Origin of the sequence: Streptomyces yangpuensis (assembly GCF_024666385.1) — a bacterium.
Classification (GTDB): domain Bacteria; phylum Actinomycetota; class Actinomycetes; order Streptomycetales; family Streptomycetaceae; genus Streptomyces; species Streptomyces yangpuensis.
On sequence record NZ_CP102514.1, the window covers coordinates 5,944,525 to 5,969,043 of the forward strand.

Sequence of the window (24,519 nt, forward strand, 5' to 3'; positions counted from 1 at the left end):
ATGCGTGCCACATCGACCGTGATGCCTGTGGTGTCGGCCACCGGAACCTCCCCGTGCGAACAGGACGTACGACGCCGGCCGCCCGGCGGTCCTCAGCTGCCCGGGCCGTCCTGGGTGGCCGCTTCCCCGGCGCCCCCGACGGACGGCAGCCGACCCAAGGGTTGCAACGGTATGCAACTCTCGCCAAGTCCCGTTCGTCCGACCGAAAATGTCCGGACGTCGCCCGAGCGGCGTGACAGCTCCTCCTCGGGGCTTCGGATCAGAGGTGGTGCCGAGTCGGCGCGGCGCCACCTCTGTCCCGGTCGACGGGCCCGGATCCCGGCTCGGAGCGGTTTGGGGACCGCAGGGGAGCCCGACGGGGGCTCCCTCCTAGCCTGCGATCCGCGCCCGTTCCACGACCGCGCGCAGATCCAGGCTGTGCGGCAGCGTGCCGAAGGCCGTACCCCAGTCGCCGCCCAGCCGCGAGGCGCAGAAGGCGTCCGCGACCTCCGGCGGAGCCCACCGGACCAGCAGCGATCCCTGGAGCACCAGGGCCATGCGCTCCACGACCCGGCGGGCCCGCGCCTCGATGCCCTCCAGATCGGCGAGATCCGTCAGCAGGTCCTTGATGGCCGAATCCAGCCGGTGGTCGGCTCCGCGGGCCAGCCCGACCTCCTGGAGGAAGGCGTTCAGCGCCTGCGGCTCGCGCTGCAGGGCGCGCAGTACGTCCAGCGCCTGGACGTTCCCGGAACCCTCCCAGATGGAGTTGAGCGGGGATTCGCGCAGCAGTCTGGGCAGTCCGGACTCCTCGACGTAGCCGTTGCCCCCCAGACACTCCAGGGCCTCGGCCACCATCGGCGTACAGCGCTTGGTCACCCAGTACTTGGCGGCGGGCACGGCCAGGCGCAGGAAGGCCTTCTCCTGCTCGGTCCCGGCGTCGTAGGCGGCGGCCAGACGCAGCGTCAGGGTGGTGGCGGCCTCCGACTCCAGGGCCAGGTCCGCGAGCACGTTGCGCATGAGCGGCTGGTCGATGAGCAGCGCTCCGAAAGCAGAGCGGTGCTCCGCGTGGTGCACGGCCTGCGTCAGCGCCTGCCGCATCAGCGCGGCCGAGCCGATGACGCAGTCCAGCCGGGTCGCCGCGACCATCTCGATGATGGTCCGCACCCCGCGGCCCTCCTCGCCGACCCGCCGCGCCCAGGTCCCGTCGAACTCGACCTCGCTCGACGCGTTCGACCTGTTGCCCAGCTTGTCCTTCAGCCGCTGGATGGCGAAGACGTTGCGCGTGCCGTCCTCCAGCACTCGCGGCACCAGGAAGCAGGTCAGCCCGCCCGGCGCCTGCGCCAGCACCAGGAAGCCGTCGCACATCGGCGCCGAACAGAACCACTTGTGCCCGGTCAGCAGGTACTCGCCGGACGCGTCCAGCGGCACGGCGGTCGTCGTGTTGGCCCGTACGTCGCTGCCGCCCTGCTTCTCGGTCATCCCCATGCCGAAGAGCACGCCGGCCTTCTGCGCCGCCGGCCGCAGCCCCTGCTCGTACACGTGCGAGGTGAGCCGCGGCTCCCATTCGGCGGCGAGCGCCGGATCGGCCCGCAGGGCCGGCACGGCCGCGTGCGTCATCGAGACCGGGCAGCCGTGGCCCGCCTCGGCCTGCGACCACAGGAAGAAGCCGGCGGCGCGGCGCAGGTGCCCGGCGGGCCGCCCCCAGGCGTCGGTGAGCCCCGCGCCCACGGCGTGCCCGAGCAGCCGGTGCCACGCAGGGTGGAATTCCACCTCGTCGATCCGGTTCCCGTACCGGTCGTGCGTGCGCAGTTTCGGAGGGTTGTCGTTCGCCTGCGCGCCCCATTCCTGGGCCTGCGCGGAACCGGCCGCGTGCCCGAGGTCCGTGAGCTCCTGCCTTATCCCGTCCCGGAGTTCGGGATCCGCGGACGCCAGGTGACGCTCGACGCCCTCGCTCAGGGCCCGGTCGCCGCCGTAGACGTCGTGCCCCACCAGGGGCGGGGCCTGGTTGCTGACTGTGTGGGTGGTGGCTGCCATGCGGATACCGTAAGGACGTGCAGCCAGCAAAAGAAACACCCGAGCGGATCCCAGGACGGCTCCACCGGGCCCGCGCCCTCTACCGCAACGTCTCGAAGCGGAAAATGGGCTGGCTGCTGCTGAAGGACACCGTCAACTCGTGCATCGAGTACCGGATCCTCGGGCTCGCGGCCGAGGCGGCGTTCTTCACCCTGCTCTCCCTCCCCCCGCTCTTCCTGGGCCTGCTGGGCCTGCTCGGCTACGTCGACGGGTGGACGGACACCCGTACCGTCGAGAGCATCGAGGAGAACATCCTGCGCGCGGTCGGCACGGTCCTGTCCGACCGCGGCGTCAACGACATCGCCAGACCCCTCCTGGACGACGTCACCCGTAGCGGCAGACCCGACCTGATCTCGCTCGGTTTCGCCTTCGCGCTGTGGTCGGGATCCCGGGCCGTCAACGTCTTCATCGACACCATCACCGTCATGTACGGGCTCGACGGGCACCGCGGCATCGTCAAGACCCGGCTGCTGGCCTTCCTGCTGTACGTCATCGCCCTGCTGATCGGCGCGATCGTGCTGCCGCTGATGGTGGTGGGGCCGGACGCCGTCGTCCGGCTGGTGCCGTGGGGCACCGAGGTGATCGCCGTCCTGTACTGGCCGACCGTGACCCTGCTGTCCATCGCCTTCCTGACCACCCTCTACCACGTGTCCGTGCCGGTGCGCTCGCCGTGGATCGAGGACGTGCCGGGTGCGCTGGTGGCGCTGGCGATGTGGGTGCTCGGCTCGTTCCTGCTGCGGATCTACCTCACCAACACGGTGGAGGGGCCGACCATCTACGGCTCCCTGGCCGCGCCCGTCGCCGTCCTGCTCTGGATCGGCATCTCGGCCTTCGCGGTGCTCGTCGGGGCGGCCGTCAACGCCGCGATCGACCGCGTCTGGCCGTCGGTGGCGACGGCGGCGGCGCGCGAGGTGAACGAGCGGGCCCGGGAGGCGGAGGCCGCGCAGCTGATCGCGCGGGCCGCCGCGTGGCGGGCGATGGCGGAGGGCGAGTCGGAGGACGACGAGGACGAGGGCATGCCGTCGGAGTTCCCGGAGCGCTGGTCGAAGTTCCTGCCGCCGGAGGACTACTCTTCGCGCCTGCGCAAACACTGACGGCCGGACCGCCGGCCGCCGGGTCGCCGGGGCGGGGGCCGGCGCCTCGCCGACGCCGTCGGCCTCCGCCGGACGCGCCGCACGCAGCGCCCTGGGCCGTGCTGCCCGCAGGGCACCCCGGGCAGCGACGCCTGCCGGTCCGCTTCCCCGGATAGGCTTCCGGCGTGAAGAGCGCGCACCACGGGATACGGATCCGACCGGGCGGCCCGGCGGACGCACCGGCCCTGCTGGAGATGCTCGACTCCGCCGTGGCCTGGATGAACGCCCGCGGCAACACCGAGCAGTGGGGCACGATCCCGTACTCGCAGCGGCCCGGCGGCACCGAGCGGGTCGAGCGCTACACCACCGAGAACACCCCGTACGTCGCGGAGCTGGCCGGGGTGCCCGTCGGAGCCCTGGTGCTGGACTCCGGGCCCAGCCCCGGGCTGCCGATCGCGCCGGCCGGGGAGCCCGAGCGGTACGTGCGGCTGCTGGTCTCCGACCGGCGGTACGCGGGCCGGGGCATCGGCGCCGCCCTGCTGGCGCACGCCGCCGAAGAGACCCGGCGGGCCGGCATCGCCCTCCTGCGCGTCGACTGCTGGGCGGGCGGCGGGGGTGAACTGGTCGCGTTCTACGTGCGCAGCGGCTTCACACCCACCGAACCCTTCCTGTCCGGGGACTGGCCGGGCCAGGTGCTGGCCCGGCGGCTCGACGGAGCACCAGGCGGAGCACGCGGCTGAGGATGCGGAAAGCGGCACGGAGAGCCGGAGGGAGAACACCTCGGGAACCTGAGCACCGCGCCGCCCCGGTGGACGCGGTCGGCAGGCATCGGGGCACCCTGCCGCTCGCAGCAGATGATCTTGTGGAGGCGGGCGGTCCGGCCGGCGGACACCGGCGCGTTCGCACTCGGTGAGACGGCCGGTCACGGCCGTGACGCAGGTGCGGGCGGTGCGGCGGATTTCCGAAACCGGCTGCGACGCGGGCGAGAGTGCCGTGGTGGTGTCCGTTTCTCTTTCCGGTGGGATCGTGCGGTCGCACCAGGGCGGATCGAGACGGTTCGGGGTTGAATTCCGGCCACAGGACCAGATGGGTCGACCGGGCGTGATGCTGCTCATCTACGCTGCGCGCGGCGCCCGCCCCGCCTCGCGGAACAAGATAGTCCGATTTCTGTGGCCCTTGAAATGCAGGCACGCAAGTCCTACCGTCTCCGCAGGTGTTGACTGCGCCTCAGGTTTCCGGGAAGTGACCCGAAGAAGCTCCCGTGGGGAACTTTTCGTACCGAGTGCTCATTTCGCGGAGGGTTTAAATGAGAGCCAGATCTATATTGTTGGCCATTCTGACAGTAGCCGGAATGGCCATCCCCGCAACTGTTCCCGCAGTGGCGAGCCCCGCGTCCACGTCCCTGCAAAATCCGCTGCTTCAGGTGGATGGAACGGACGTCGCGGAGTCCCTGCGGTTGCGCCGGGAGCTCGGTCTCGAGTCCTCGGAGAGCAAGCTGAACGCAATCCTCCGGGACCGGGAATCCCTGAAGTCTTCAGCGGGTGCCCGGACGGAGCCCCTCCTCAACGAGTGGGGGTTCATCGGAACCGCTGCCGAGGCGGCGGAGATGAAGCGTCGTGACGCGCTCGTGTCCGCGGTCGAGCCGCATGTCCGTGATTTTTCCCAGCAGTCGCAGTTTGCCGGACATTTCCTCGACAACCGTCGCGGCGGGCGCCTGGTTGTCCAGTTCGCCGACGCCCTGCCGGCGGGTACTGCGCAGGCGGCGCTCACGGAAGCAGCCCTCAAGTCGGGTAGCTCGGCCTCCGACGTCGAATTCCGGGTCGTCGAGCACTCCACTGCCGAACTCACCGGTGCCATGGAAGCGGTGTGGAAGTGGGCCGCCGAAGCGGGCGGCACCGAGATCCCGGTCGTCGCCGTCGAGGAGGACGTGACCACCAACGGGCTCAAGGTGGTCCTCCGCCGGGGAATCGTGCAGGACGCCGTGCGCGACGCCCTGGCCCGACTCGGCGTTCCCTCGGTCGTCACCGAGGCCGACGGGGGCGACGAAGCATGCACCTCCCGCAACGCCTGCGACTCGCCTCGCCGCGGTGGTGTCGGTATCAGCAAGTCGAACGGGCTGTGCAGCATCGGCTGGGTGGTGAACCGCAGCGGTGTCCGCGGAGCACTGACTGCCGGACACTGCTGGTGGGGCACCAACAGCGGCACGGTCGCCTCGGGCAGCGCCACCTACGGCTCCCTGACCGGTACCAACGCCCTTACGAACGGCACCCACGCCGACATGCGCTTCATCTCGATCCCCAGCAACAGCCAGCCGTGGCTGTACCAGAACGCCTCGAACAAGGCCCGGGTGGTGACGGGATCATCGCTGGGTTCCGTCGGTGCCGTTGCCTGCCTCTTCGGCCGCAACTCGGAGAACGCGCGCTGCGGGACGATTTCCTCCACCAACGCGAGCCACACCAGCAACACTTGTAGCTGCGTCGTCTACGGGCAGTCCGCCGCCTCCTACTCCAGCGCAGGTGGTGACAGCGGTGGCGCGGTTGCCAGCAGCTCCACGGGCAACGTGGCACGAGGCGTGCACTCCGGAACGTTCGGGGCGAAGCACTACAGTTGGATCGGGTACAGCTCCACGTACAACATGGGAACGCTCGCCACTGGATGAGTCCGGGGGTGACGAGAACAGGACGTCCACCATGAAGGCACGACTCCTTCTGGTCCCCATTCTCCTCGGCGGCCTGATGGCTTGCTCCTCGGCCTCCGACGCCGCGGGCGACGCGTGCCCTGAGTGGCCCGTCTACGCCGATCCGCAGGAAGCCCTCGAAGCCGCGGACTACGTCATCACCGCGGACATCACGAAGAGGGTGGGAAACGAGGCGATCTTCGGTACCGAGGCACACGCCTACTCGGTCAGCAACAAGGGGCTGCCTGTTCTGAAGGGGGAGGACGTCGGTCACACCGACCTCAAGGTCATTTCCGCACCCCAGAAGTGTTCGGGCGGAGATCCCTACCCGGACGGGGATCCGCTGCGCGAGGGCCGGCGCGTCATCCTCTTCCTGACACGGGAAGACCCGGAAGGGCCCTGGCACACGATCACGCCGGACCACGGGGTGCTCCCGGCCGACGGTGGCAGCAGCCTCCCCGACCGCTGGCCCTCGTAGCCGACGGACAGGGCAGGAGCCGAGCCCGCCCTCACCTTTCGCGATGGTGAGGGCGGGCTCGGCGCGCTCCCGGGGCCCGGAATTTAATCGGTGGTGCCGTGTCCTGGGGTGGGGCTATGGTTCTGCTCGTCCCAAGGCGCGGCTGTGTCGTTGCCGAGGGCACGGTGTTGGTTCGTCGAGAAGAAGCAGGAGGTGAGGACATTGATGACTGTCACGGTGACGGGCTCTGCCCGCATTCAGGAGTTCATCGTTCCCACCCCTGTGGTCTCCGGCTGACACCCACTCGATCCGCGCGCTCGGAGCGCGCCGCCGGGGCCACCCTTCGAAGGGTTCCCCTTGTCCAACGCTCCGCTCCACCCGTTTTCCTCTTCCGCGATCCAGCACCCGCTCGCCGTCCACGGCTGGGACGACGACTGGGAGGCTGAGTTCGCTCCGTACGCCGCGCAGGGCCTGGTACCCGGCCGGGTGGTACGGGTCGACCGCGGTCAGTGCGACGTCGCCACCCCCGCCGGCGTCATCCGGGCCGACACCGAGTTCGTCGTTCCCCGTGACCCGATGAAGGTCGTGTGCACGGGGGACTGGGTCGCCGTCGACCCTGAAGGCGCTGATCCCCGGTACGCACGCACGATCCTCCCTCGCCGTACGGCCTTCGTCCGGTCGACGTCGTCCAAGCGGTCCGAGGGCCAGGTGCTGGCCACCAACATCGACCACATCGTCATCTGTGTGTCGCTCGCGGTCGAACTCGACCTCGGGCGGATCGAACGGTTCCTCGCGCTCGCGATGTCCAGTTCGAGCGGTGAGGCACTGCTGCGTACGTCGGCGGACTCCTGGGAGTCGGGTGCGCAGCCGCTGATCGTCCTCACCAAGGCGGACCTCGTCCCGGACCCGGCCACCCTCGGCCACCTGGTCCAGGACGTGGAGGCCACCGCCCCGGGCGTCCAGGTCCTCACCGTCTCCTCCCACACCGGGGAGGGCGCCGACGTCCTGGGTGCGATCGTCGCCGACGGCACCAGCGTCCTGCTGGGCGTCTCCGGCGCGGGCAAGTCCACCCTGGCGAACGCGCTGCTCGGGGCGGACGTCATGGAGGTCCAGGCCACCCGTGACGTCGACGGCAAGGGCCGGCACACCACGACCACCCGCAACCTCCTCGTCCTGCCGGGCGGAGGGGTCCTCATCGACACCCCGGGCCTGCGCGGTGTCGGGCTGTTCGACGCGGAGGCGGGGGTCGGACAGGTCTTCTCCGAGATCGAGGACTACGCCGCCGAGTGCCGCTTCCAGGACTGCGCCCACGAGGCGGAGCCGGGCTGCGCGGTGCTCGCCGCGCTGGAATCGGGGACCCTGCCGGAGCGGCGCCTGGAGAGCTACCGCAAGCTGTTGCGGGAGAACCAGCGGATCGTCGCGAAGACGGACGCCCGGCTGCGGTCGGAGATCCGCCGCGACTGGCGGCTGAAGTCCGCGGAGGGCCGGGCCAACTATTCCGCCAAGCGCGGCGGCCGGGTCTGACCCGGCCGCCCGCCGGGCTGGGCCAGGCCGCCTCAGGGCTGCCCGGCCCGGCGGGAGTAGGCGGCCGGGGACAGACGCCCTACGTGCGATCCGGGGACGGGGCGCCGCACCGGGGGCAGTCGCGGGCGCCGCGGTCGGGGTCGAGGTATCCGCACGCGTCGCAGACGAGGTGCAGCAGGCAGGCGGGCTCGCCGGCGTCCGCCGGCTCGGCGGGCGGGTTCGGTGCGGGCGTGTCCATGGCTGCTCCGGTGGACGGTGGCGGCGGCCGGTCTCGGGGACTTCGAGCGTAGCCCCCTCGCGGCGACCGCTTCCGCCCACCGGGCCGCCATGTCCGGTGCCGACCGCGGCCGGCACCTGGGGTGGTGTCAGCCTCCGGCCGGGGTGCGCGGAGCGCGGCGCATCGCCCACAGGGCGGGGCCGCCCCCGGGAAGCCGGGCCTCCCCGAGCACGGTGAAGCCGAAGTGCTCGTAGAAGGGCAGGTTGTCGGGCTTGGACGACTCCAGGTAGACCGGCAGGCCCGCCGCGTCGGCCTGGGCCAGACCCGAGCGCAGCAGGGCCGCCCCGTGCCCCTGGCCCCGGGCGGCGGGGTCGGCACCGATCACGGCCAGGTACCAGTGGGGCTCGGCGGGGGAGTGCTTGGCGGCCTCCTCGACGGCTTCGCGGAACAGCCCGGCGCGGTCGCCGAGGATGTCCTGGAGCTCGCGGACGGTTTCCGCGTCGGGCACGGCCTTCTCCCGGCCCTCCGGCGACACCCAGAAGGAGGCCGCGGCGTCGGTGCGCTCGCACACGCCGTGGTGGACGTACTGCCGGGTGAACAGCGTGGTGAAGTAGCGGCTCAGCCCCGCCTCGCGAGAAGCGTCGTCGGGGAAGAACCAGCGCATCATCGGGTCGTCGTCGAAGGCGGCGGCCAGGGTGCGGCCGACCATACGGGCATCGTCGACCGTGGCCGTCTTCGGAGCGTTCGTCATGGGCATACGGGTCATTCTGCACCGTTGATGATCTTGACCGGCAGGCGGGCCCCGTCGGTGCCGGCCCGCCCGGACGCTCCACGGCCGCGATCCGAGCGGGCACCGCGGTCAGGCCGCCGCCACCGCGCCCACCCATGCCCCCACCACCAGCAGGCACGCGAACAGTTCCACCAGCACGCTCGTGCCCACCGCCCGCATCACCACCCGCGTCGCCGCCCACGCCTCGCCGTGCCCGCCCAGCCGCAGCCGCTCGCAGAGATAGATGCCGCCCACGAAGCCCGGGACCGCGCCCACCACCGGGACCAGTACGAAGCCCAGTACCGCACCCGCGCCCGCGAAGGCCGCCGTCCGGGGGGTGGCCGGGAGGCCGCGCGTACGCCGGGGCGGCAGCTGCCACTTCACCACCTGGACCACCAGCAGCAGGGCCGTCGCCGCGACCAGCAGCGACCACGCCGGCGTCGACCGCTCGTGCAGCGCCCACCACAGCAGCCCCGCCCACACCAGCCAGGTCCCGGGCACGCCGGGAACCAGCACCCCGACCAGCCCGAGCAGCAGCACCAGACCCACCAGGAGCAGCTGCGGCACGTCCACCCGCTCAGCGTGCCCGACCGGTGGCTACCGGGCCACCCAGCCGCGTTCGTACGCGTGCCAGCCCAGCTGAAGCCGGGTCGTCACCCCCGACAGCTCCATCAGGCCCTTGACCCGCCGCTGCACCGTCCGCAGGCCCAGCTCCAGGTGCTTGGCCACGCTCGCGTCCGTCATGCCCGCCAGCAGCAGCGACAGGATCTCCAGGTCCGTGGCGTCCGGGACGCCCCCCGACTCCTCCGCCGACCCGGCCGCGCCCAGCCGCAGCGGCACCGACTCCCGCCACACCGCCTCGAACAGGCCCGTCAGCGACTCCAGCAGCCCGGACGCGTGTACGACCAGCGCCGCCGGCTCTTCGCCGTGCGCCGTCAGCGGGACCATGGCCAGGGTCCGGTCCGCGATCACCAGCTTCGTCGGGACCTCCGACGTCACCCGGACCTGTTCGCCCCGGGCCAGCGCCGAGGAGGCCTCCCGGATCCCGCCCGGCAGGGTCAGCACCTCCCGCTCGATCACCACCCGGCGCTCGACGCCGCGCACCGAGGCCCGGTCCTCCGCCTCGTTGTCCGTGCCCGTCACCACCTGCGGGCGGCCGCTGACCAGGGCGCACACTTCTTTCTCCGCGCCCAGCCGCAGCTGGTGGAAGCGGTGCGCCACCGCGCTCGCGCCCTGCACCACCTCCACGAGGTCGTGCACCGCCGGTTCGGCCGCCTCCGCCCGGTACTCCTCCGCCAGCAGCGCCGCCGCCAGTTCCGCCTGTTCCAGCTCGTGCCGCTGCCGGGTCAGCAGGGCCTCGAGCGCGACACCCGGTGGCGCCGCCACCCAGCGCCCGGGCCGGGCCGAGGACTGCGCCGCCAGCCCGTGCCGCTCCAGGTGGCGCAGGGTCCGTTCGGTCTGCGGCACCGGCAGGGTCAGCCGGTGCGCCAGGTCGGGGACCTCGGCCGCGCCCAGCGCCACCAGGGCGCGGTACGCGGACTCCTGGCCCTCGTCCAGGCCTATGGCACCAAGCAACCCGTCCACCACCTTTCGACACAGCGCCGCCCGGCGGGAAGCGGCCACGGCGCGAACCCGCCGCCGACATCATCGCCGTACCCCCCGCCCCTCTGCCAAGGTTGCGCCACCGCCGCACCAACATCCCGCGGCCGGACGTCATGTGGGCGGCATCTTTGCCGCGCAATGCGGCAGTTGGCCGTAATTCACCCGGGGAGAGCGATGGGCCCGATATCGCGCACGGCGATCGGCGCGGCTGCGGCGGCCGTCCTCGCCGAGAGTGGAACCTGTCGCGCGGGTGTGCGGCGTCCGATGATCCGTGCTACCTGGACTCTTTTCGTGCATTCGGCGTTTTCCGCCCCCACCGGCAGCCGAGAATGAGGGCATGAGTCAGCAGGGCGCGGACGACTGGTGGCAGAAGCTCTACGAGGATCCGGACGCGGGGCCGGCACCCGACCCGGGGGACACCCTCGACAACCGCTTCCGGTCGGCGGCGGGCGTGACGGGTGACCCGGCCGGGCCGCTGCCGTCCCCGCGCCCGGAGCCGTTCGCCGGGCGCGAGTCCGCCGGCCCCCCGCCGACCACCCCGGTCCCACCCCCACGCCCTTCCCCGGAAGCACCTGCGCCGCCGCTGGCTCCGCCGACGGCGGCGCCCACCCGGGGAGCGGCCGCCCCGCTCATCGACCGGCCCGCCCCACCGCCGGCACCGCCATCCATCGGGGCAGGGTCTGCACCACCCGGCGAGTGGCGCGTCCCACCGCCACCGCCGGCCGTGGCTCCGGGCATGCCGGGCCAGCCGGCTCCGCCGACTGTGCCGCCCAACGGGGGAGCGGCGGCCCCGCCCGGCGAGTGGCGCGTCCCACCGGCTCCGCCGTCCGCGCCGCCCGACGCGGGATCGACCGCCCCGCCTGGCGAGCGGTACGCCCCGCCGTCGGCGGCGGGTGCTGGTCCCGGCCAACCCTCCGTCCCACCGCCACCGCCGGCCGCGCCACCGTCGGCGCCGGGCGACCAGGCTGCGTCGGCGGCTTCGGCATTGCGGTCCGACCCCGGCCGGCCGGGTGGGCCGTCGGCTGCGGATGGGGGCTCGGCAGCCGGGTACCGGTCCCCGCTGCCGGCTTCCGGTCAGCCGACCGGGGAGCGGTTCGGGCCGGCGCCGGGTGGGGCGCAGCCCTGGCACGGGGCGCAGCCGCGGGATCCGCGGACCGGCGGTGCCACCGGTTACGTCCTCGGGGGCGTCGACGTGCCGCCCGCCCGGCGGGCCCAGGCGCCGCGCCCGGAGGACCGTACCCAGGAGGTGCCCGCCCCCGCCACGGACGTCGCCGCACCGCAACCGCGGCCCGAGGTGCGTCACCTCGGCGATCGCGCACCCACCTACGCCGCCGAACCGGGCCCGCTCCCGCCCGCCGACCCGGCCGCCCTCGACGCGCTGGTTCCGGACACCGTCCTGGAGGGTGCCCGCTACGGCGGCTGCACCCTCCGCGCCGCCTCCCTGCGCGGCGACTCCGCCCGCTACCGCGGGGAGGCCCGCCGGGACTTCCTGCTCACCGCCCGCTTCGGCACCGGCGACCACGCCCTGGTGCTCGTCGCCCTCGCCGGCGGCGACCGGGCCGCCCCCGGCGCCGCCGAAGCCGCCGCCGACCTGTGCCGCACGGTCGCCGCGGCCGTCGGCCGCAGCCAGGGCCGGCTGGCCGACGACATCAGGGCCGGGCGCCGCGACGCCCTGCGCTCCGGTCTCCAGCGGCTCACCGACCGCGGGTACGGACGCCTGCGGGCCCGCGCCGCCGAGCTGGGGCTCGCGGAGGAGGAGTACACGGCCGGCCTGCGCGGGCTGCTGCTGCCGGTGGACCCGGAATGCCGCACCCGGGTGTCCTTCGGCGCCGGCGCGGGCGGACTCTTCCGGCTCCGTTCGGGCCAATGGCAGGACCTGGAATCCGCCGGGACCTCTGGGACCCCCGGGCCCGCCCGGCCCGCGGCGCCGCCCGAGGCCGACACCGCCGGACCGGCCGACACCGCCGACACGGCCGGCGAGCCCGGGAGCGCCTTCCGGTTCCGGGCCTCCGTGGCCAGACCCGGGGACACCCTGCTCGTGTGCTCGGGCGGCCTCGCGGAGCCGATGCGGGAGGAGGCCGCCCTCCAGGCGGAGCTCGCCGCCCGCTGGTCCGAGCCCGAGCCGCCCGGCCTCGCCGCCTTCCTCGCCGACACCCAGCTCCGCCTCAAGGGGTACGCCGACGACCGTACGGCCGCCGCGGTCTGGGAGGCGTAACCGGCGCGAGCATGGCCGGCCGGGTCAGGGCTCCCCGTCGGGACCGGGATACGCGCAAGGCGTGCGGCGACCGTGCGGGTGCGGTGCGCGCGCGGGAGCGCCCCGCGGCGCGTGGCTGCGGGGCGTCCAGGTGGTGTCAGTCGACCATCTGCCCGTCGCCCGTGCCACCCTTACAGGTGTTGGTCGCCCAGTCGACCGTTCCGCCGCCCTGCTCGCACTCACCCGGGGTGAGGCTTCCGGCGACAGTGGCGGTGGGGGCAGCAGTGGCGGTGGCGGCACCTGCGAGGCCGAGTCCGGCGAGGGCTGCCGTGGCGATGACGGCGGCGAGAGTTCGTCGAATGCGCATGTGGTTTCCCTTTCACGGATTGTCTCGGTTGAGGCATGCCTCTACTCAGCTTGATCTTCACCCATCCGGGTGGCGCGCTGGATTACTCCATTCGGGTGACGTCTGCCCGTCTGCCCGCCTGCCCGCCTGCGAGGCCCCGGAGGTGCGGTGGTGACGACGTACACGCACAAGGTGGAGAAGCGCACGCCGATCCATCCCGCCTCGCGGCCTCGGTCCTCGACGAACCCGGGCATGTGCAATGTGTGGGCGGCGCGCTATCTTTCCCCGAACGGCAAGCGGCGCATCAACGGCTCCTTCAGCCACGGCTCGATGGCCAACGCCCTCCCGCAGGCCATCGGCGCACAGCTCACCGATCGCGGCCGTCAAGTGGTGTCGATGTCCGGCGACGGTGGTTTCTCCCTGCTGATGGGAGATTTCCTCACCCTGGTGCAGTACGACCTCCCCGTCAAAGTGGTCCTCTTCAACAACTCGTCACTCGGCACGGTCGAGTGGGAGATGCCGGTTTCCGGCCTTCCTTCCTGCGGGACGGAGAACGAGAACCCGGACTTCGCCGCGACCGCCCGCGCGGCGGGCGCGTACGGGGTCCGTGTGGACAGGCCCAAGCAGCTCAGCGGGGCTTCGAGGGAGGTTTTCCGGCATCGCGGACCCGCTCTGGTGAATGGGGTGACCGACCCCGGCACCCTGTCGGTTCCTCCGAAGACCAGCGCCGAAATGGTGACCGGATTCGCACGGTCCGCCAGCAAGATCGTGCTCGACGGAGGGGTGGGGCGGATGATCCGGATGGCTCGATCCAACCTCCGCAACGTGCCCCGTCCGTAAGCCCGCAGGAGTGCGGATCCACCCCGGGGGCATGCATCCCGTAGGCCTGTTCGAGAGCGACGGACACGGGAGGGACACCGCCGTGCGGGTGGGGGCGAAGACGGGGAAGCTGTGGAGGAGAGGCGCGCCGGTACCGCGCGAGCCGTCCGGCGTCGAGGACGGGGGAGCGGCGGAGACGCTGCGCGTCAGCCGGAGCGTGCGTCGCGCGGACCTGAAGGCGGTGGGCGAGGTACGCCGGGCCCTCAGGGAGCTGATGCGCCACCGGTGCAGGACCGAGGCCACCGACGTGGCCGAACTGCTGATCACGGAGCTCGTCACGAACGCCCTCGTCCACACCGACCGCGGCGCGGAGGTGTCCGTCAGCCTCACGGCCGCACGGTTACGGGTGGAGGTCAGGGACCATGCGCCACGCCGTCCCCGGCCGTACGTACCGACCGCCGACGACGGTACGCACGGCCGGGGACTCGTGCTGGTGGAGGCGCTGGCCGACAACTGGGGCGTGGACGCGCTCGCCCTGGGCGGCGGCAAGGTGGTGTGGTTCGAGCTGGACGGGCGCCGCGATGGCCCCGCCCCGGCCCCGGCCCCGGCCCCGTACGCCGCAGGGCCCGCCTGAACGGGCGGGCCCTGCGGGGTGTCCCCTGGTCCGGACCTGTCAGCCGAACTGCTGCTCCAGGTCCTTGAGTTTGCGCTCCAGCGAGTCCAGCCGGGGAATGGTCTGGGTGTCGTCCTCGGCGGTGAGGTCCACCGTCCGGGTGCCGGTCACGTCAGTGAATTCGGTGTGGCTGACGGCCTGCAGGGAGGGCCGGCGGCGTAGCGGCAGCTGTCCCTGTTCCGGTATGGCCGGCTCCGCGCCGACCGGCGCGGAGCCAGCTCCCTGCGTGAGCTCCGGGAGTTCGACCTGGCGGCCGCGAGACCGTCCGAACGCCCGGTTCTGCCGGCCCAGCGCCTTGATACGAGCCCGGTCGAGCCGGTTCTGGTCGCGCCTGCGGTGCCGGTCCTGCTCCCTCTGCTTCTTGTCCTCGCGCACCTCGTCCACGGCCTCGTCGAGGGTGCGGACCCCCTCCAGCAGCATGAGGGACCATGCGCCGAAGGTCTCCCGGGGCGCCCGCAGCCAGCGGACCATCCGGATCTGCGGCAGCGGCCTCGGGATGAGACCCTGTTCGCGCAGGGCCGCCCGGCGGGTCTGCTTGAGGGCGCGGTCGAAGAGGACGGCGGCCGAGAGCGACATCCCCGCGAAGAACTGCGGAGCGCCGTCATGGCCCAGACCGCGCGGGGCGTGCACCCAGTTGAACCAGGCGGCCGCTCCCGCGAACAGCCAGACCAGCATGCGCGACCCGAGGGCCGCGTCGCCGTGGCTGGCCTCGCGGACGGCGAGCACCGAGCAGAACATGGCGGCGCCGTCGAGGCCGAAGGGCACCAGGTACTCCCAGCCTCCGGAGAGGTTGAGGTTCTGCCGGCCGAAGCCGACCAGCCCGTGGAAGGAGAGCGCGGCGGCCACCGCCGCACAGCAGAAGAGCAGGACGTACGAGGCCGTCCCGTAGACGGCCTCCTTGCGCCGCCGCCGCTCCTCGCTGCGTTCCCAGCTGTCGTCGGCCGCGGCCTTCTCGTTCTCGCGCTTGCCCCGTGCCAGTACCGCAACCGCCGCAAGTACGCCCAGGATCAGCAGGCTGCCGGGCAGCAGCCAGTCCAGCGATATGTCGGTCAGTCTCATGCGGATGTCCCTTGCCTCGCGTATGCGGCTGTGCGGCTTTCCGGGCGCCATAGTGGCGCAGCCGGTGCGCCGTGCACGCGGGTTTCGGGGCAAGTGGACGCCATCGGGGTGCGGGCCCCGCCGGATAGGGTGTTGTGTCTCGAACTGATGCCCGTGTGACCAGAGTTGCGTTCGAATATCGCCACCTCCACGGGTGGCTTGGAGCCGGCCGCCCGGAACGGTCCGCGGGCCGGCGTTCCTGCCGGGGGTCAGGCGGCTTCCGCCGTCAGGCGCGTGATGCGGTCCGCGTCGCAGGTGCGGGGGCAGGTCACGCAGGTGTCCTCCGGGCGGATCGTGTAGAAGAAGCAGCAGCTGGCCCGGTCGCGGGTGGACAGTTCGCGGCCGTCGGGGCCGGAGAGGGTACGGAAGCCGGCACCGCCGGTGTACGGGGCCGTCGAGCCCGGCAGCAGGGCCTCCAGTTCGGCCATCGTCCGGTGCTCCTCGCCGAGCAGGTGGCCGACGTACCAGAGGCTCTCGACGACCTCGTCGGTCACCATGCCCCACAGGGCGCGGCGGCCGCGCCGCATGCGCGGGGCGAAACCTTCCAGCACGGGTTCGAGGTGCTGGGCCACCGCAGCCCGCACCTCTGCGCGCAACGCCTCCTCGTCGGGCACGACACGGGCCCCGGGGAGGTCGGCCGCCGGATCGTCCGGCAGGCAGGCGAAGCTCTCGACGTGGACGGTCATCCGGCCGAGGGTCCGGTGGAAGGCGACCTCGGCGACGGGGAGCCGGGGGACCCGCCGGTGGAGGAACCACGGGAGCGTGATCAGCAGGCAGGCGGGCCACGCGTACCGGTGCAGCCCGAAGCTCGCGATCACGTCGGGCCGCGCCTGGGTGCCGTAATCCCTCAGGACCTGGGCGTCGTCCCAGGCGAGGAAGGCGTCCAGGGCGGCCCCGCCGGCCGCCAGTTCGTCCGCGCCGACCCACCCCGCACCGCGAGGGGAGGGTTCGTGCGCGGCTCGCTCGACGACCCGCAGTCCGCCGTACACGTCGGCCAGCCGGGCGTACGCATCGGCCACCGCGGAGCCGGGCGGGGCGGGGGCGAGCGCCGGGAGGGTCGAGACGGCCATGACGGACCACCGATCACACGATCGTTAACAGGTTAGCCTTACCTTACCCGATTTCGGCCGGTCCGCACCCACCCCTCGCGCGACGCGTCACCTATTCTCGGGACAGGTCGCGACCCGGAGGAGGACCGAGTGCACGAAACGGCCCACGCCCGGGTACCGGAACAAAAGCGGAAGGTACTGCGCCATTCGGTGCGCGGGCAGATCCTCGACGCCCTGCGCGCGGCCCTGGTCGACGGCGAGCTCGTACCCGGGGAGATCTACTCCGGCCCGGCGCTGGGGGAGCGCTTCGGGGTCTCCGCGACCCCCGTGCGCGAGGCGATGCAGCAGCTGGCCGCCGAGGGAGCGGTGGAATGCCTCCCCAACCGGGGCTTCCGCGTCCTGTCACGCACCCCGCGCGAGCTCGCCGAGCTGGCCGAGGTCCGGGCCCTGCTCGAAGTCCCCGTCATGCTGCGACTGGCCCGTACCGTGCCCGAGGCGTCCTGGCAGGCCCTGCGCCCGGCCGCCGCCGCCACCGCCGAGGCGGCCGCCGCGGGCGACCTGCCGGGCTACGCGGAGGCCGACCGGGCCTTCCACCGGGCGGTGCTACGGCTGGCCGGCAACGACCAGCTGGTCCAGGTGGCGGAGGAACTCCACCGCCGCGCCCAGTGGCCGCTGCCGGGCGCGGCGCGGGTGCGGCGGGCCGATCTCGTCGCCGACGCGGCGGAGCACTCGGCGCTGCTGGAGGCCCTGATCGCGCGGGACCTCCCGGTGGTCGAGGCCCTGGTGCGCGAACACTTCGCCGGTTCCTGACCTCGCCCCGGGCCCCGCCGGGCGGTGCCCCCCGGCGGGCGCCGAGCCGGCCGGGCTACACCGCGGGTGCCGGGTGGAGCTGGTCCGCGAGCCAGGTGGGGATGCCGCCCAGGAGGTGGAACAGCCGGCGGGCCTCCGCGCGCAGCCGGGTCGCCTCCGGCTCCGGTTCGGCCTCGGCCAGGGCCGCCAGCGCCGGGGCGGTGCCGATCAGGAAGCCCAGGTCCTCCCGGATCCGCAGCGACTCCGCGAAGCCCTTGCGGGCCTCCGCGACCTCGCCGTCCCGCAGGGCCAGCGCGGCCAGGTGCCGGAACGTGAACGACAGCAGCAGGGTGTCCCCGTGCGCCTCCGCGCCCGCGTGCGCCCGGTGGTACGCGGGCCGCGCAGACTGCGGGGCGTCCGCCAGGTGCTCGGCCACCAGGCCCCTGCGGAAGTCCAGCAGCGGACGGGTCCGGGAGCCCGGGGACAGCAGGGCCGCGGCCCGGCCCAGCGCCGAGCGGGCCTCGTCGGCCCGGTCGCGTACGCCCAGTACGGTCGCGGCGTAGGCCAGCTGGCCCCGTTCGCACGCCGCCGCGCCCCGGTCGTCGTCGTCCTGGGCGGCCGCCTCGGCGACGCGCAGCGCGTCCTCGGCCTCGGCCCAGCCCTGGCCGGTGAACAGACACCGCTCGACCAGCAGCGCGGTGCGCTGCACCGCGGCGGTGGCCTGGCCGGCCCGGCCGACGTGGGGCGTCAGCAGTGCTGCCGCGTCGGTCCAACAGCCGCGCGAGCGCAGCCGCCATATCGCCCGCTGGAGGGGGTCGTCTCCCCCGGTGGAACCGGCTCCCGACATGGCGGTATCCGCCACATTGCCCTCCCCGAAGCAATCAAGCAGCACTTGGTTGAGCCCTGGGGCGAAATGAGAGCACGGATCGGAGGCTCCGGCCAAGGGGTCGGGTGAACTCTTTCACAAAGTCCGGACGGATCATCAGCCGCACCGGCCACGCCGTGGCCGGGGGTGCAAAGGATCTCCTCAGCTCATGCGCAGTGCGAGGAAGAAATCGAGCTTGTCCTCCAGCCGGGACAGGTCCCGCGCCGTCAACTGCTCGATTCGCCCGACCCGGTAGCGCAGCGTGTTGACGTGCAGGTGCAGCCGGGTCGCGCAGCGGGTCCAGGAGCCGTCGCAGTCCAAGAACGCCTCCAGGGTCGGGATGAGCTCCGCCCGGTGGCGCCGGTCGTAGTCCCGCAGCGGGTCCAGCAGCCGGGCGGTGAAGGCGCGGCGCACGTCGTCCGGGACGAACGGCAGCAGCAGCACGTGCGAGGCCAGCTCGTGGTGGCCCGCCGCGCAGACCCGGCCCGGGCGGGCCGCCGCGACGCGCCGGGCGTGCCGGGCCTCCTCCAGCGCCCCGCGCAGCCCCTCGGCGGAGTGCACGGCGGCGCTGACGCCGAGCGTGAGCCGGCCGTCGTCGGCCAGGCCGGCCGCCAGCGGGTCCCGTACGGTCGCCAGCAGTTCGTCGGCGTGCAGGGCCGAGTCGGGGCCCTTGTCCTCCCCGGCGTCCCCGGACAGTGAGGGCAGCGGGACCAGCGCGATGGCCTCGTCACCCGTATGGGCCACCGCGATCCGGTCGGACGGCTCCGGTCCCGAGACCGACGGGTCGACGAGGATCTCCTCCAGCAGCGACTGGGCCACCGGACCGCCGGGGATGTCCCCGTTCTCCCAGTCCACCCGGGCCACCACGACCTGCCAGTGCGGGGCGGCGCCCAGTCCGGGCAGCAGCACCGGGGCCGCCACCCGCAGACGGGCCGCGATCTCGGCGGGCGGGGCGCCCGTCTGGACCAGTTCCAGGACCTCCTGCGCGAGGCGGCGGCGCACGGTGCGGGCGGCGTCGCGCCGGTCGCGCTCCACGGCGATCAGCTGGGTGACGCCCTGGAGCAGGTCCAGGCGCTCGGCGGGCCAGTCGCCGGCGTCCGCCTCGACGGCGAGCAGCCAGTCGGACAGCACGGTCTCGCGCAGGTCGCGGGCGGCGGCCGGGCCGCCCGCACCGCGACCGTGTCCCCTGATCGGGAAGAGCGAGTAGGTAATACCCTGGATGGAGATCCGGTGCGGTCCTCTGCGGCCCGTCCGGACCGCCGCGAGGTGCTCGCTCGCCAGTGCTGCGCAGATGCCCGGCGCCAGCGGCTCTCCCGCTCCGGCGATCTGCCGGCCGGTGGGGGACAGCACCCAGGCCCGGAGGTCGAGGTCGGTGGTGAGCAGATCCAGCACCACGTCGGGGCCGCCACCGGCCGGACCCGATGTCATCAGGCGGCGGTGGCGGTCCACGACGGCCGCCAGGTCCCCGGCGCGCTCGCCCGAGACCTGCCGCACGACGTATTCGGTGATCGTGGCGAATGCAACGTCCTCGTTCACCGCGAACAGCGGCAGCCGGTTGCGGACACAGGCCGACACGAGATCGTCGGGGATGTCACCCAGCTCCGCCTCGCCCGCGGCGAGCCCCGCGACGCCGGCGCTCGCGAGGATTCGTACGAACGGCTCGGAGTCGGCTGAATTTCGCCTCCATGCCAGGCCAGTGAGGACGAGTTCGCCCCCGGACAGGTACCGGCTGGGATCACGCAGGTCGGTCGTCATGACCCCGCGGACCGTACGGTCGAGTTCGTCCTCGCCGCCGAGCAGCCGCAGCCCCAGCGCCTCGGTCTCCAGCAGTGCGCGCAGCCGCATGATGTCGCCGCCGATCTGTCTCGAATGTTGCCGTTGGAAATCGGGCAGGTCGTCGCATCCTGCCTTTCATACGAATCTACAAGACGAGGGAGGCCGTCAGCCAACTCCTTCATGGTTTCGGTGACTGCACCCGAGGGACGGGCGGCTTGTGTACTGAGTCCACACCGCGTTAACAGCACGTGAACGACCAGTCGAGGGCCCTTTGGCCTCCTGGCTTGAAGTGAACGACACGATGAAGAAGAAGAGAGCCGCACATGGACTTCCTTCGCCCCGCCAGCTGGGAGGAGGCACTCGCCGCTAAGGCCGAGTACCCCACAGCTGTGCCGATTGCGGGTGGCACCGACATCATGGTCGAGATCAACTTCGACCACCGCCGTCCGGAGTACCTCCTTGACCTCAACCGCATCGAGCTGCTGCGGGAGTGGGAGGTAGGCGAGGAGGTCACCAAGCTCGGCGCCTCCGTCCCGTACACCCAGATCATGGAGAACCTGCGCGCCACGCTGCCGGGTCTCGCGCTCGCCTCGCACACGGTGGCGTCCCCGCAGATCCGCAACCGCGGCGGTGTCGGCGGCAACCTCGGTTGCGCCTCGCCCGCCGGTGACTCCCACCCCGCCCTGCTGGCCGCCGGCTGCGAGGTCGAGGTGGAGTCCGTACGCGGCTCGCGCATGATCCCGATCGACGAGTTCTACACCGGTGTGAAGCGCAACGCGCTGGCCGCCGACGAGCTGATCAAGTCGGTCCACATCAAGAACGCCACCGGCCCGCAGCAGTACTCGAAGGTCGGCACCCGCAACGCGATGGTCATCGCGGTGTGCGGCTTCGGCCTCGCGCTGCACCCCGACACCCGCACCGTGCGTACGGGCATCGGTTCGGCCGCCCCGACCCCGGTCCGGGCCAAGGCCGCCGAGGAGTTCCTGAACGCCGCGCTCGAAGAGGGCGGCTTCTGGGACAACGGCAAGGTCATCACCCCGTCGATCGCCAAGCAGTTCGGTGAGCTCGCCTCCGCCGCCTGCAACCCGATCGACGACGTCCGTGGCACGGCGAAGTACCGCCGTCACGCGGTTGGCATCCTCGCTCGCCGCCAGCTCGTCTGGACCTGGGAGCAGTACCGCGGCACGAACGGCCGCTCGCTTGAAGGGGCTGCGTAATCATGCGCGTCAATTTCACCGTCAACGGTCGTCCGCAGGAAGCCGACGACGTCTGGGAGGGCGAGTCCCTTCTCTACGTGCTGCGTGAGCGCCTGGGTCTGCCCGGCTCCAAGAACGCGTGCGAGCAGGGCGAGTGCGGTTCCTGCACGGTCCGTCTCGACGGCGTGCCGGTCTGTTCCTGTCTGGTGGCCGCCGGTCAGGTCGAGGGCCGTGACGTGGTGACCGTCGAGGGTCTGGCCGACTTCGCCAAGCAGCGTGAGGAGCACGGCCACGGCTGCGGCACCGGCGCGTGCGGCGGCGGCAAGGGCGTGTCCACGGACGAGGCCAAGCAGTGGTCCGCCAAGGGCACCGACTCGCAGACCGGTGAGGGGGTCGAGCTCTCCGGTATCCAGCAGGCGTTCATCGACGCCGGCGCGGTCCAGTGCGGTTTCTGCACCCCGGGTCTGCTGGTCCAGGCCGACGCTCTCCTGGAGCAGAACGCCGACCCGTCCGACCAGGACATCCGTGAGGCCCTGTCCGGCAACCTCTGCCGCTGCACGGGCTACGAGAAGATCCTCGACGCGGTCCGCCTCGCGGCCGCCCGTCAGGCAGAGGCGGTCTGATCATGGCTCAGAACACCCGCACCGTGGGTACGCCGACGAACGTCACCCAGAAGCACACCAAGGGCGGCATCGGCGAGTCCACGCTCCGCCCGGACGGCACCCTCAAGGTCACCGGTGAATTCGCGTACTCCTCGGACATGTGGCACGAGGACATGCTGTGGGGCCAGACCCTGCGGTCCACCGTCGCCCATGCCGAGATCGTCTCCATCGACATCTCCGAGGCGCTGGCCATGCCGGGCGTCTACTCGGTCCTGACGTACGACGACCTGCCGGCCGAGATGAAGAACTACGGCCTGGAGATCCAGGACACCCCGGTTCTCGCCAACGGCCGGGTACGCCACCACGGTGAGCCGGTCGCCCTCGTGGCCGCCGACCACCCGGAGACCGCCCGCCGTGCGGCCGCCAAGATCAAGATCGACTACAAGGAGCTGCCGCTCGTCACGGACGAGGCCTCCGCCCTCGCCGCCGACGCGCCGCTGATCCACCCGGGCCGCGACGACCACCACTCCGGTCACGTCCCGCACCCGAACATCGTGCACCGCCAGCCGATCATCCGCGGCAACGTGGAGGAGGCCCGCAAGCGCGCCGACGTCATCGTCGAGGGCGAGTACACCTTCGGCATGCAGGACCAGGCCTTCCTCGGCCCGGAGTCCGGTCTCGCCGTGCCGTCCGAGGACGGCGGTGTCGACCTCTACGTCGCCACGCAGTGGCTGCACTCGGACCTCAAGCAGATCGCCCCCGTCCTCGGCCTGCCCGAGGAGAAGGTCCGCATGACGCTTTCCGGCGTCGGCGGTGCCTTCGGCGGCCGCGAGGACATCTCGATGCAGATCCACGCCTGCCTGCTGGCCCTCGCGACCAACAAGCCGGTCAAGATCGTCTACAACCGGTTCGAGTCCTTCTTCGGCCACGTGCACCGCCACCCGGCGAAGCTCTGGTACGAGCACGGCGCCACCAAGGACGGCAAGATCACGCACATGAAGTGCAGGATCGTGCTCGACGGCGGTGCCTACGCCTCGGCCTCCCCGGCCGTCGTCGGCAACGCGTCCTCCCTCTCCGTCGGCCCGTACGTCGTCGACGACGTCGACATCGAGGCGATCGCGCTCTACACGAACAACCCGCCCTGCGGCGCGATGCGCGGCTTCGGCGCCGTCCAGGCCTGCTTCGCCTACGAGGCCCAGATGGACAAGCTCGCGGCGAAGCTGGGCATGGACCCGGTCGAGTTCCGCCAGCTGAACGCCATGGAGATGGGCACGATCATGCCCACCGGCCAGGTCGTGGACTCCCCGGCGCCGGTCGCCGAGCTGCTGCGCCGGGTCAAGGCCCGCCCGCTGCCGCCGGAGCGCCAGTGGGAGACGGCCGGCGAGGGTGCGGACGTCCGCGCGCTGCCGGGCGGTCTGTCGAACACCACCCACGGCGAGGGCGTCGTCCGCGGCGTCGGCTACGCGGTCGGCATCAAGAACGTCGGCTTCTCCGAGGGCTTCGACGACTACTCCACCGCCCGGGTGCGCCTGGAGGTCATCAACGGCGAGCCCGTCGCGATGGTCCACACGGCCATGGCGGAGGTCGGCCAGGGCGGTGTCACCGTCCACGCGCAGATCGCCCGTACCGAGCTGGGTGTCACGCAGGTGACCATCCACCCGGCCGACACGCAGGTCGGCTCCGCCGGTTCCACGTCCGCCTCGCGGCAGACGTACATGACCGGTGGCGCCGTGAAGAACACCTGTGAGGCCGTGCGCGAGGCGCTGCTGGAGATGGGCCGCCGCAAGAACGGCTCCTACCACCCGGCCTGGGCCCACGCCGAGCTCCTCCTGGAGGGCGGCAAGGTCGTCACCGACGGCGGCGAGGTCCTCGCGGACATCGCCGACATCCTGGAGAACGAGGCGATCGACCTCGAACTCGAGTTCCGGCACCGTCCGACGGTCGCCTTCGACCTGAAGACCGGCCAGGGCGACGGCCACGTCCAGTACACCTTCGCCGCGCACCGCGCGGTCGTCGAGGTGGACACCGAGCTCGGCCTGGTCAAGGTCGTCGAGCTGGCGACCGCCCAGGACGTGGGCAAGGCCCTCAACATGCTCTCCGTGGTCGGCCAGATCCAGGGTGGCACCACCCAGGGTCTCGGCGTGGCGGTCATGGAGGAGATCATCGTGGACCCGAAGACCGCGAAGGTGCGCAACCCCTCCTTCACGGACTACCTGATCCCGACCATCCTCGACACCCCGACCATCCCGGTCGACGTCCTGGAGCTCGCCGACCCGAACGCCCCGTACGGGCTCCGCGGTCTGGGCGAGGCCCCGACCCTGTCGTCCACCCCGGCCGTCCTCGCGGCGATCCGGCAGGCGACCGGGCTGGAGCTCAACAAGACCCCGATCCGTCCGGAAGCCCTCACCGGGACCCTCTAGGACGGACCCGGTCCGGGGGCCGCGAGGCCCCCGGACCCCCTCGGACTCTCCGGGCGGTGTGACTCGGGAACGTCACACTTCACCGCCGCACCGCCCGGAGTACATACGAAGCACCGCACCGCTCGCGGTCCCTTCAGCCGGCAGTACCCCTGCGAAAACCCCCATGTAGTACCAGCGGTCACCCCGCACTACCCGCAGTACACGCAGTGAACATTCGCGTCGCCTCGGGCCGTCACCCCGGGTCGTGCAGCCAAACGCAGCATCCCAAATCCCGCAATCTCCAATCCCCAAGCGGGTGCCCCTTTGAACCTTGGGAGTTAG

The 24,519-nt window shown here is 72.3% G+C and carries 21 protein-coding genes and 1 pseudogene; 12 read left to right on the forward strand and 10 right to left on the reverse strand.

Annotated features, from left to right (window positions below; all coding sequences use genetic code 11):
* Positions 1-369: 369 nt before the first annotated feature.
* The gene (locus tag NRK68_RS27080; protein WP_183069289.1) at positions 370-2,013 is read right to left on the reverse strand and encodes an acyl-CoA dehydrogenase family protein; all 1,644 of its coding nucleotides are present in this window, start codon (positions 2,011-2,013) and stop codon (positions 370-372) included.
* Positions 2,014-2,030: 17 nt separating this feature from the next.
* Between NRK68_RS27080 and NRK68_RS27085 the strand changes: the two genes are divergently transcribed.
* The 5 genes from NRK68_RS27085 (at position 2,031) to rsgA (ending at position 7,783) form a co-directional block, all read left to right on the forward strand.
* Complete coding sequence (locus NRK68_RS27085) at positions 2,031-3,146, forward strand: YihY/virulence factor BrkB family protein (protein WP_183069288.1); 1,116 nt, start codon at positions 2,031-2,033, stop codon at positions 3,144-3,146.
* Positions 3,147-3,379: 233 nt separating this feature from the next.
* Positions 3,380-3,865, forward strand: a complete 486-nt coding sequence (locus NRK68_RS27090) for a GNAT family N-acetyltransferase (protein WP_183069306.1) — start codon at positions 3,380-3,382, stop codon at positions 3,863-3,865.
* 611 nt (positions 3,866-4,476) lie between these two features.
* The gene (locus tag NRK68_RS27095) at positions 4,477-5,784 is read left to right on the forward strand and encodes a S1 family peptidase (protein WP_257857014.1); all 1,308 of its coding nucleotides are present in this window, start codon (positions 4,477-4,479) and stop codon (positions 5,782-5,784) included.
* Positions 5,785-5,815: 31 nt separating this feature from the next.
* A complete protein-coding gene (locus NRK68_RS27100; RefSeq protein WP_183069286.1) occupies positions 5,816-6,280 on the forward strand; it encodes a hypothetical protein in 465 nt (154 codons plus the stop codon).
* A 336-nt stretch (positions 6,281-6,616) separates the two neighbouring features.
* Positions 6,617-7,783 (forward strand): ribosome small subunit-dependent GTPase A, encoded by a 1,167-nt coding sequence (gene rsgA, locus NRK68_RS27105; RefSeq protein WP_257857015.1) that lies wholly within the window; start codon positions 6,617-6,619, stop codon positions 7,781-7,783.
* Between the two features lie 79 nt (positions 7,784-7,862).
* On the opposite strand, the gene NRK68_RS27110 is transcribed toward rsgA, so the two are convergent.
* The 4 genes from NRK68_RS27110 to NRK68_RS27125 form a co-directional block, all read right to left on the reverse strand.
* On the reverse strand, positions 7,863-8,021 hold the full coding sequence (locus NRK68_RS27110) for a hypothetical protein (protein WP_257857016.1): 159 nt from the start codon (positions 8,019-8,021) through the stop codon (positions 7,863-7,865).
* Between the two features lie 127 nt (positions 8,022-8,148).
* The gene (locus tag NRK68_RS27115) at positions 8,149-8,766 is read right to left on the reverse strand and encodes a GNAT family N-acetyltransferase (protein ID WP_257857017.1); all 618 of its coding nucleotides are present in this window, start codon (positions 8,764-8,766) and stop codon (positions 8,149-8,151) included.
* A 93-nt stretch (positions 8,767-8,859) separates the two neighbouring features.
* Positions 8,860-9,342, reverse strand: coding sequence for a DUF456 domain-containing protein (locus NRK68_RS27120; RefSeq protein WP_183069282.1), 483 nt, complete (start codon positions 9,340-9,342; stop codon positions 8,860-8,862).
* A gap of 24 nt (positions 9,343-9,366) precedes the next feature.
* The gene (locus tag NRK68_RS27125; RefSeq protein WP_183069305.1) at positions 9,367-10,344 is read right to left on the reverse strand and encodes a helix-turn-helix domain-containing protein; all 978 of its coding nucleotides are present in this window, start codon (positions 10,342-10,344) and stop codon (positions 9,367-9,369) included.
* 364 nt (positions 10,345-10,708) lie between these two features.
* Between NRK68_RS27125 and NRK68_RS37060 the strand changes: the two genes are divergently transcribed.
* On the forward strand, positions 10,709-12,586 hold the full coding sequence (locus tag NRK68_RS37060) for a protein phosphatase 2C domain-containing protein (RefSeq protein WP_257857019.1): 1,878 nt from the start codon (positions 10,709-10,711) through the stop codon (positions 12,584-12,586).
* 136 nt (positions 12,587-12,722) lie between these two features.
* Here NRK68_RS37060 and NRK68_RS27135 read toward each other — a convergent pair whose 3' ends face one another.
* On the reverse strand, positions 12,723-12,932 hold the full coding sequence (locus NRK68_RS27135) for a hypothetical protein (protein ID WP_183069280.1): 210 nt from the start codon (positions 12,930-12,932) through the stop codon (positions 12,723-12,725).
* 147 nt (positions 12,933-13,079) lie between these two features.
* On the opposite strand from NRK68_RS27135, the pseudogene NRK68_RS27140 reads away from it, so the two are divergent.
* Positions 13,080-13,751: pseudogene (locus NRK68_RS27140) on the forward strand (thiamine pyrophosphate-dependent enzyme); the annotation flags it as partial.
* A gap of 196 nt (positions 13,752-13,947) precedes the next feature.
* Positions 13,948-14,364, forward strand: a complete 417-nt coding sequence (locus NRK68_RS27145; RefSeq protein ID WP_183069304.1) for an ATP-binding protein — start codon at positions 13,948-13,950, stop codon at positions 14,362-14,364.
* Positions 14,365-14,403: 39 nt separating this feature from the next.
* Here the strand turns inward: NRK68_RS27145 and NRK68_RS27150 are convergent, their stop codons facing one another.
* A complete protein-coding gene (locus NRK68_RS27150; RefSeq protein ID WP_183069279.1) occupies positions 14,404-15,462 on the reverse strand; it encodes a DUF2637 domain-containing protein in 1,059 nt (352 codons plus the stop codon).
* Between the two features lie 248 nt (positions 15,463-15,710).
* Positions 15,711-16,571 carry a (2Fe-2S)-binding protein gene (locus NRK68_RS27155; protein WP_183069278.1) on the reverse strand — a complete coding sequence of 287 codons (861 nt, stop codon included), beginning with the start codon at positions 16,569-16,571 and terminating at the stop codon, positions 15,711-15,713.
* A gap of 129 nt (positions 16,572-16,700) precedes the next feature.
* Here NRK68_RS27155 and NRK68_RS27160 point away from each other — a divergent pair, with 129 nt between their 5' ends.
* Positions 16,701-17,360, forward strand: a complete 660-nt coding sequence (locus tag NRK68_RS27160; RefSeq protein ID WP_257857021.1) for a GntR family transcriptional regulator — start codon at positions 16,701-16,703, stop codon at positions 17,358-17,360.
* Positions 17,361-17,415: 55 nt separating this feature from the next.
* Here NRK68_RS27160 and NRK68_RS27165 read toward each other — a convergent pair whose 3' ends face one another.
* Together NRK68_RS27165 and NRK68_RS27170 are read right to left on the reverse strand one after the other, a co-directional pair.
* Entirely contained in the window at positions 17,416-18,201 is a 786-nt protein-coding gene (locus NRK68_RS27165) for a hypothetical protein (RefSeq protein ID WP_257857022.1), read from the reverse strand.
* A gap of 165 nt (positions 18,202-18,366) precedes the next feature.
* Complete coding sequence (locus tag NRK68_RS27170; protein WP_257857023.1) at positions 18,367-20,049, reverse strand: PucR family transcriptional regulator; 1,683 nt, start codon at positions 20,047-20,049, stop codon at positions 18,367-18,369.
* A gap of 254 nt (positions 20,050-20,303) precedes the next feature.
* On the opposite strand from NRK68_RS27170, the gene NRK68_RS27175 reads away from it, so the two are divergent.
* From NRK68_RS27175 to pucD, 3 genes are read left to right on the forward strand one after another with little or no spacing between them, the layout of a single operon-like run.
* A complete protein-coding gene (locus NRK68_RS27175) occupies positions 20,304-21,197 on the forward strand; it encodes an FAD binding domain-containing protein (RefSeq protein WP_183069276.1) in 894 nt (297 codons plus the stop codon).
* 2 nt (positions 21,198-21,199) lie between these two features.
* Positions 21,200-21,799, forward strand: a complete 600-nt coding sequence (locus tag NRK68_RS27180; protein ID WP_183069275.1) for a (2Fe-2S)-binding protein — start codon at positions 21,200-21,202, stop codon at positions 21,797-21,799.
* A gap of 2 nt (positions 21,800-21,801) precedes the next feature.
* Complete coding sequence (gene pucD, locus NRK68_RS27185) at positions 21,802-24,198, forward strand: xanthine dehydrogenase subunit D (protein WP_183069274.1); 2,397 nt, start codon at positions 21,802-21,804, stop codon at positions 24,196-24,198.
* Positions 24,199-24,519: the final 321 nt, after the last annotated feature.

Excerpts from the sequence above, each read along its gene's own strand:
- pucD (WP_183069274.1), top strand. The coding sequence starts at position 21,802 with ATGGCTCAGAACACCCGCACCGTGGGTACGCCGACGAACGTCACCCAG.
- NRK68_RS27115 (WP_257857017.1), bottom strand. The coding sequence starts at position 8,766 with ATGACCCGTATGCCCATGACGAACGCTCCGAAGACGGCCACGGTCGAC.
- NRK68_RS27095 (WP_257857014.1), top strand. The coding sequence starts at position 4,477 with ATGGCCATCCCCGCAACTGTTCCCGCAGTGGCGAGCCCCGCGTCCACG.
- NRK68_RS37060 (WP_257857019.1), top strand. The coding sequence starts at position 10,709 with ATGAGTCAGCAGGGCGCGGACGACTGGTGGCAGAAGCTCTACGAGGAT.
- NRK68_RS27135 (WP_183069280.1), bottom strand. The coding sequence starts at position 12,932 with ATGCGCATTCGACGAACTCTCGCCGCCGTCATCGCCACGGCAGCCCTC.
- NRK68_RS27170 (WP_257857023.1), bottom strand. The coding sequence starts at position 20,049 with ATGCGGCTGCGCGCACTGCTGGAGACCGAGGCGCTGGGGCTGCGGCTG.
- NRK68_RS27155 (WP_183069278.1), bottom strand. The coding sequence starts at position 16,571 with ATGGCCGTCTCGACCCTCCCGGCGCTCGCCCCCGCCCCGCCCGGCTCC.
- NRK68_RS27080 (WP_183069289.1), bottom strand. The coding sequence starts at position 2,013 with ATGGCAGCCACCACCCACACAGTCAGCAACCAGGCCCCGCCCCTGGTG.
- NRK68_RS27180 (WP_183069275.1), top strand. The coding sequence starts at position 21,200 with ATGCGCGTCAATTTCACCGTCAACGGTCGTCCGCAGGAAGCCGACGAC.
- NRK68_RS27100 (WP_183069286.1), top strand. The coding sequence starts at position 5,816 with ATGAAGGCACGACTCCTTCTGGTCCCCATTCTCCTCGGCGGCCTGATG.
- NRK68_RS27090 (WP_183069306.1), top strand. The coding sequence starts at position 3,380 with ATGCTCGACTCCGCCGTGGCCTGGATGAACGCCCGCGGCAACACCGAG.
- NRK68_RS27175 (WP_183069276.1), top strand. The coding sequence starts at position 20,304 with ATGGACTTCCTTCGCCCCGCCAGCTGGGAGGAGGCACTCGCCGCTAAG.
- NRK68_RS27150 (WP_183069279.1), bottom strand. The coding sequence starts at position 15,462 with ATGAGACTGACCGACATATCGCTGGACTGGCTGCTGCCCGGCAGCCTG.
- NRK68_RS27110 (WP_257857016.1), bottom strand. The coding sequence starts at position 8,021 with ATGGACACGCCCGCACCGAACCCGCCCGCCGAGCCGGCGGACGCCGGC.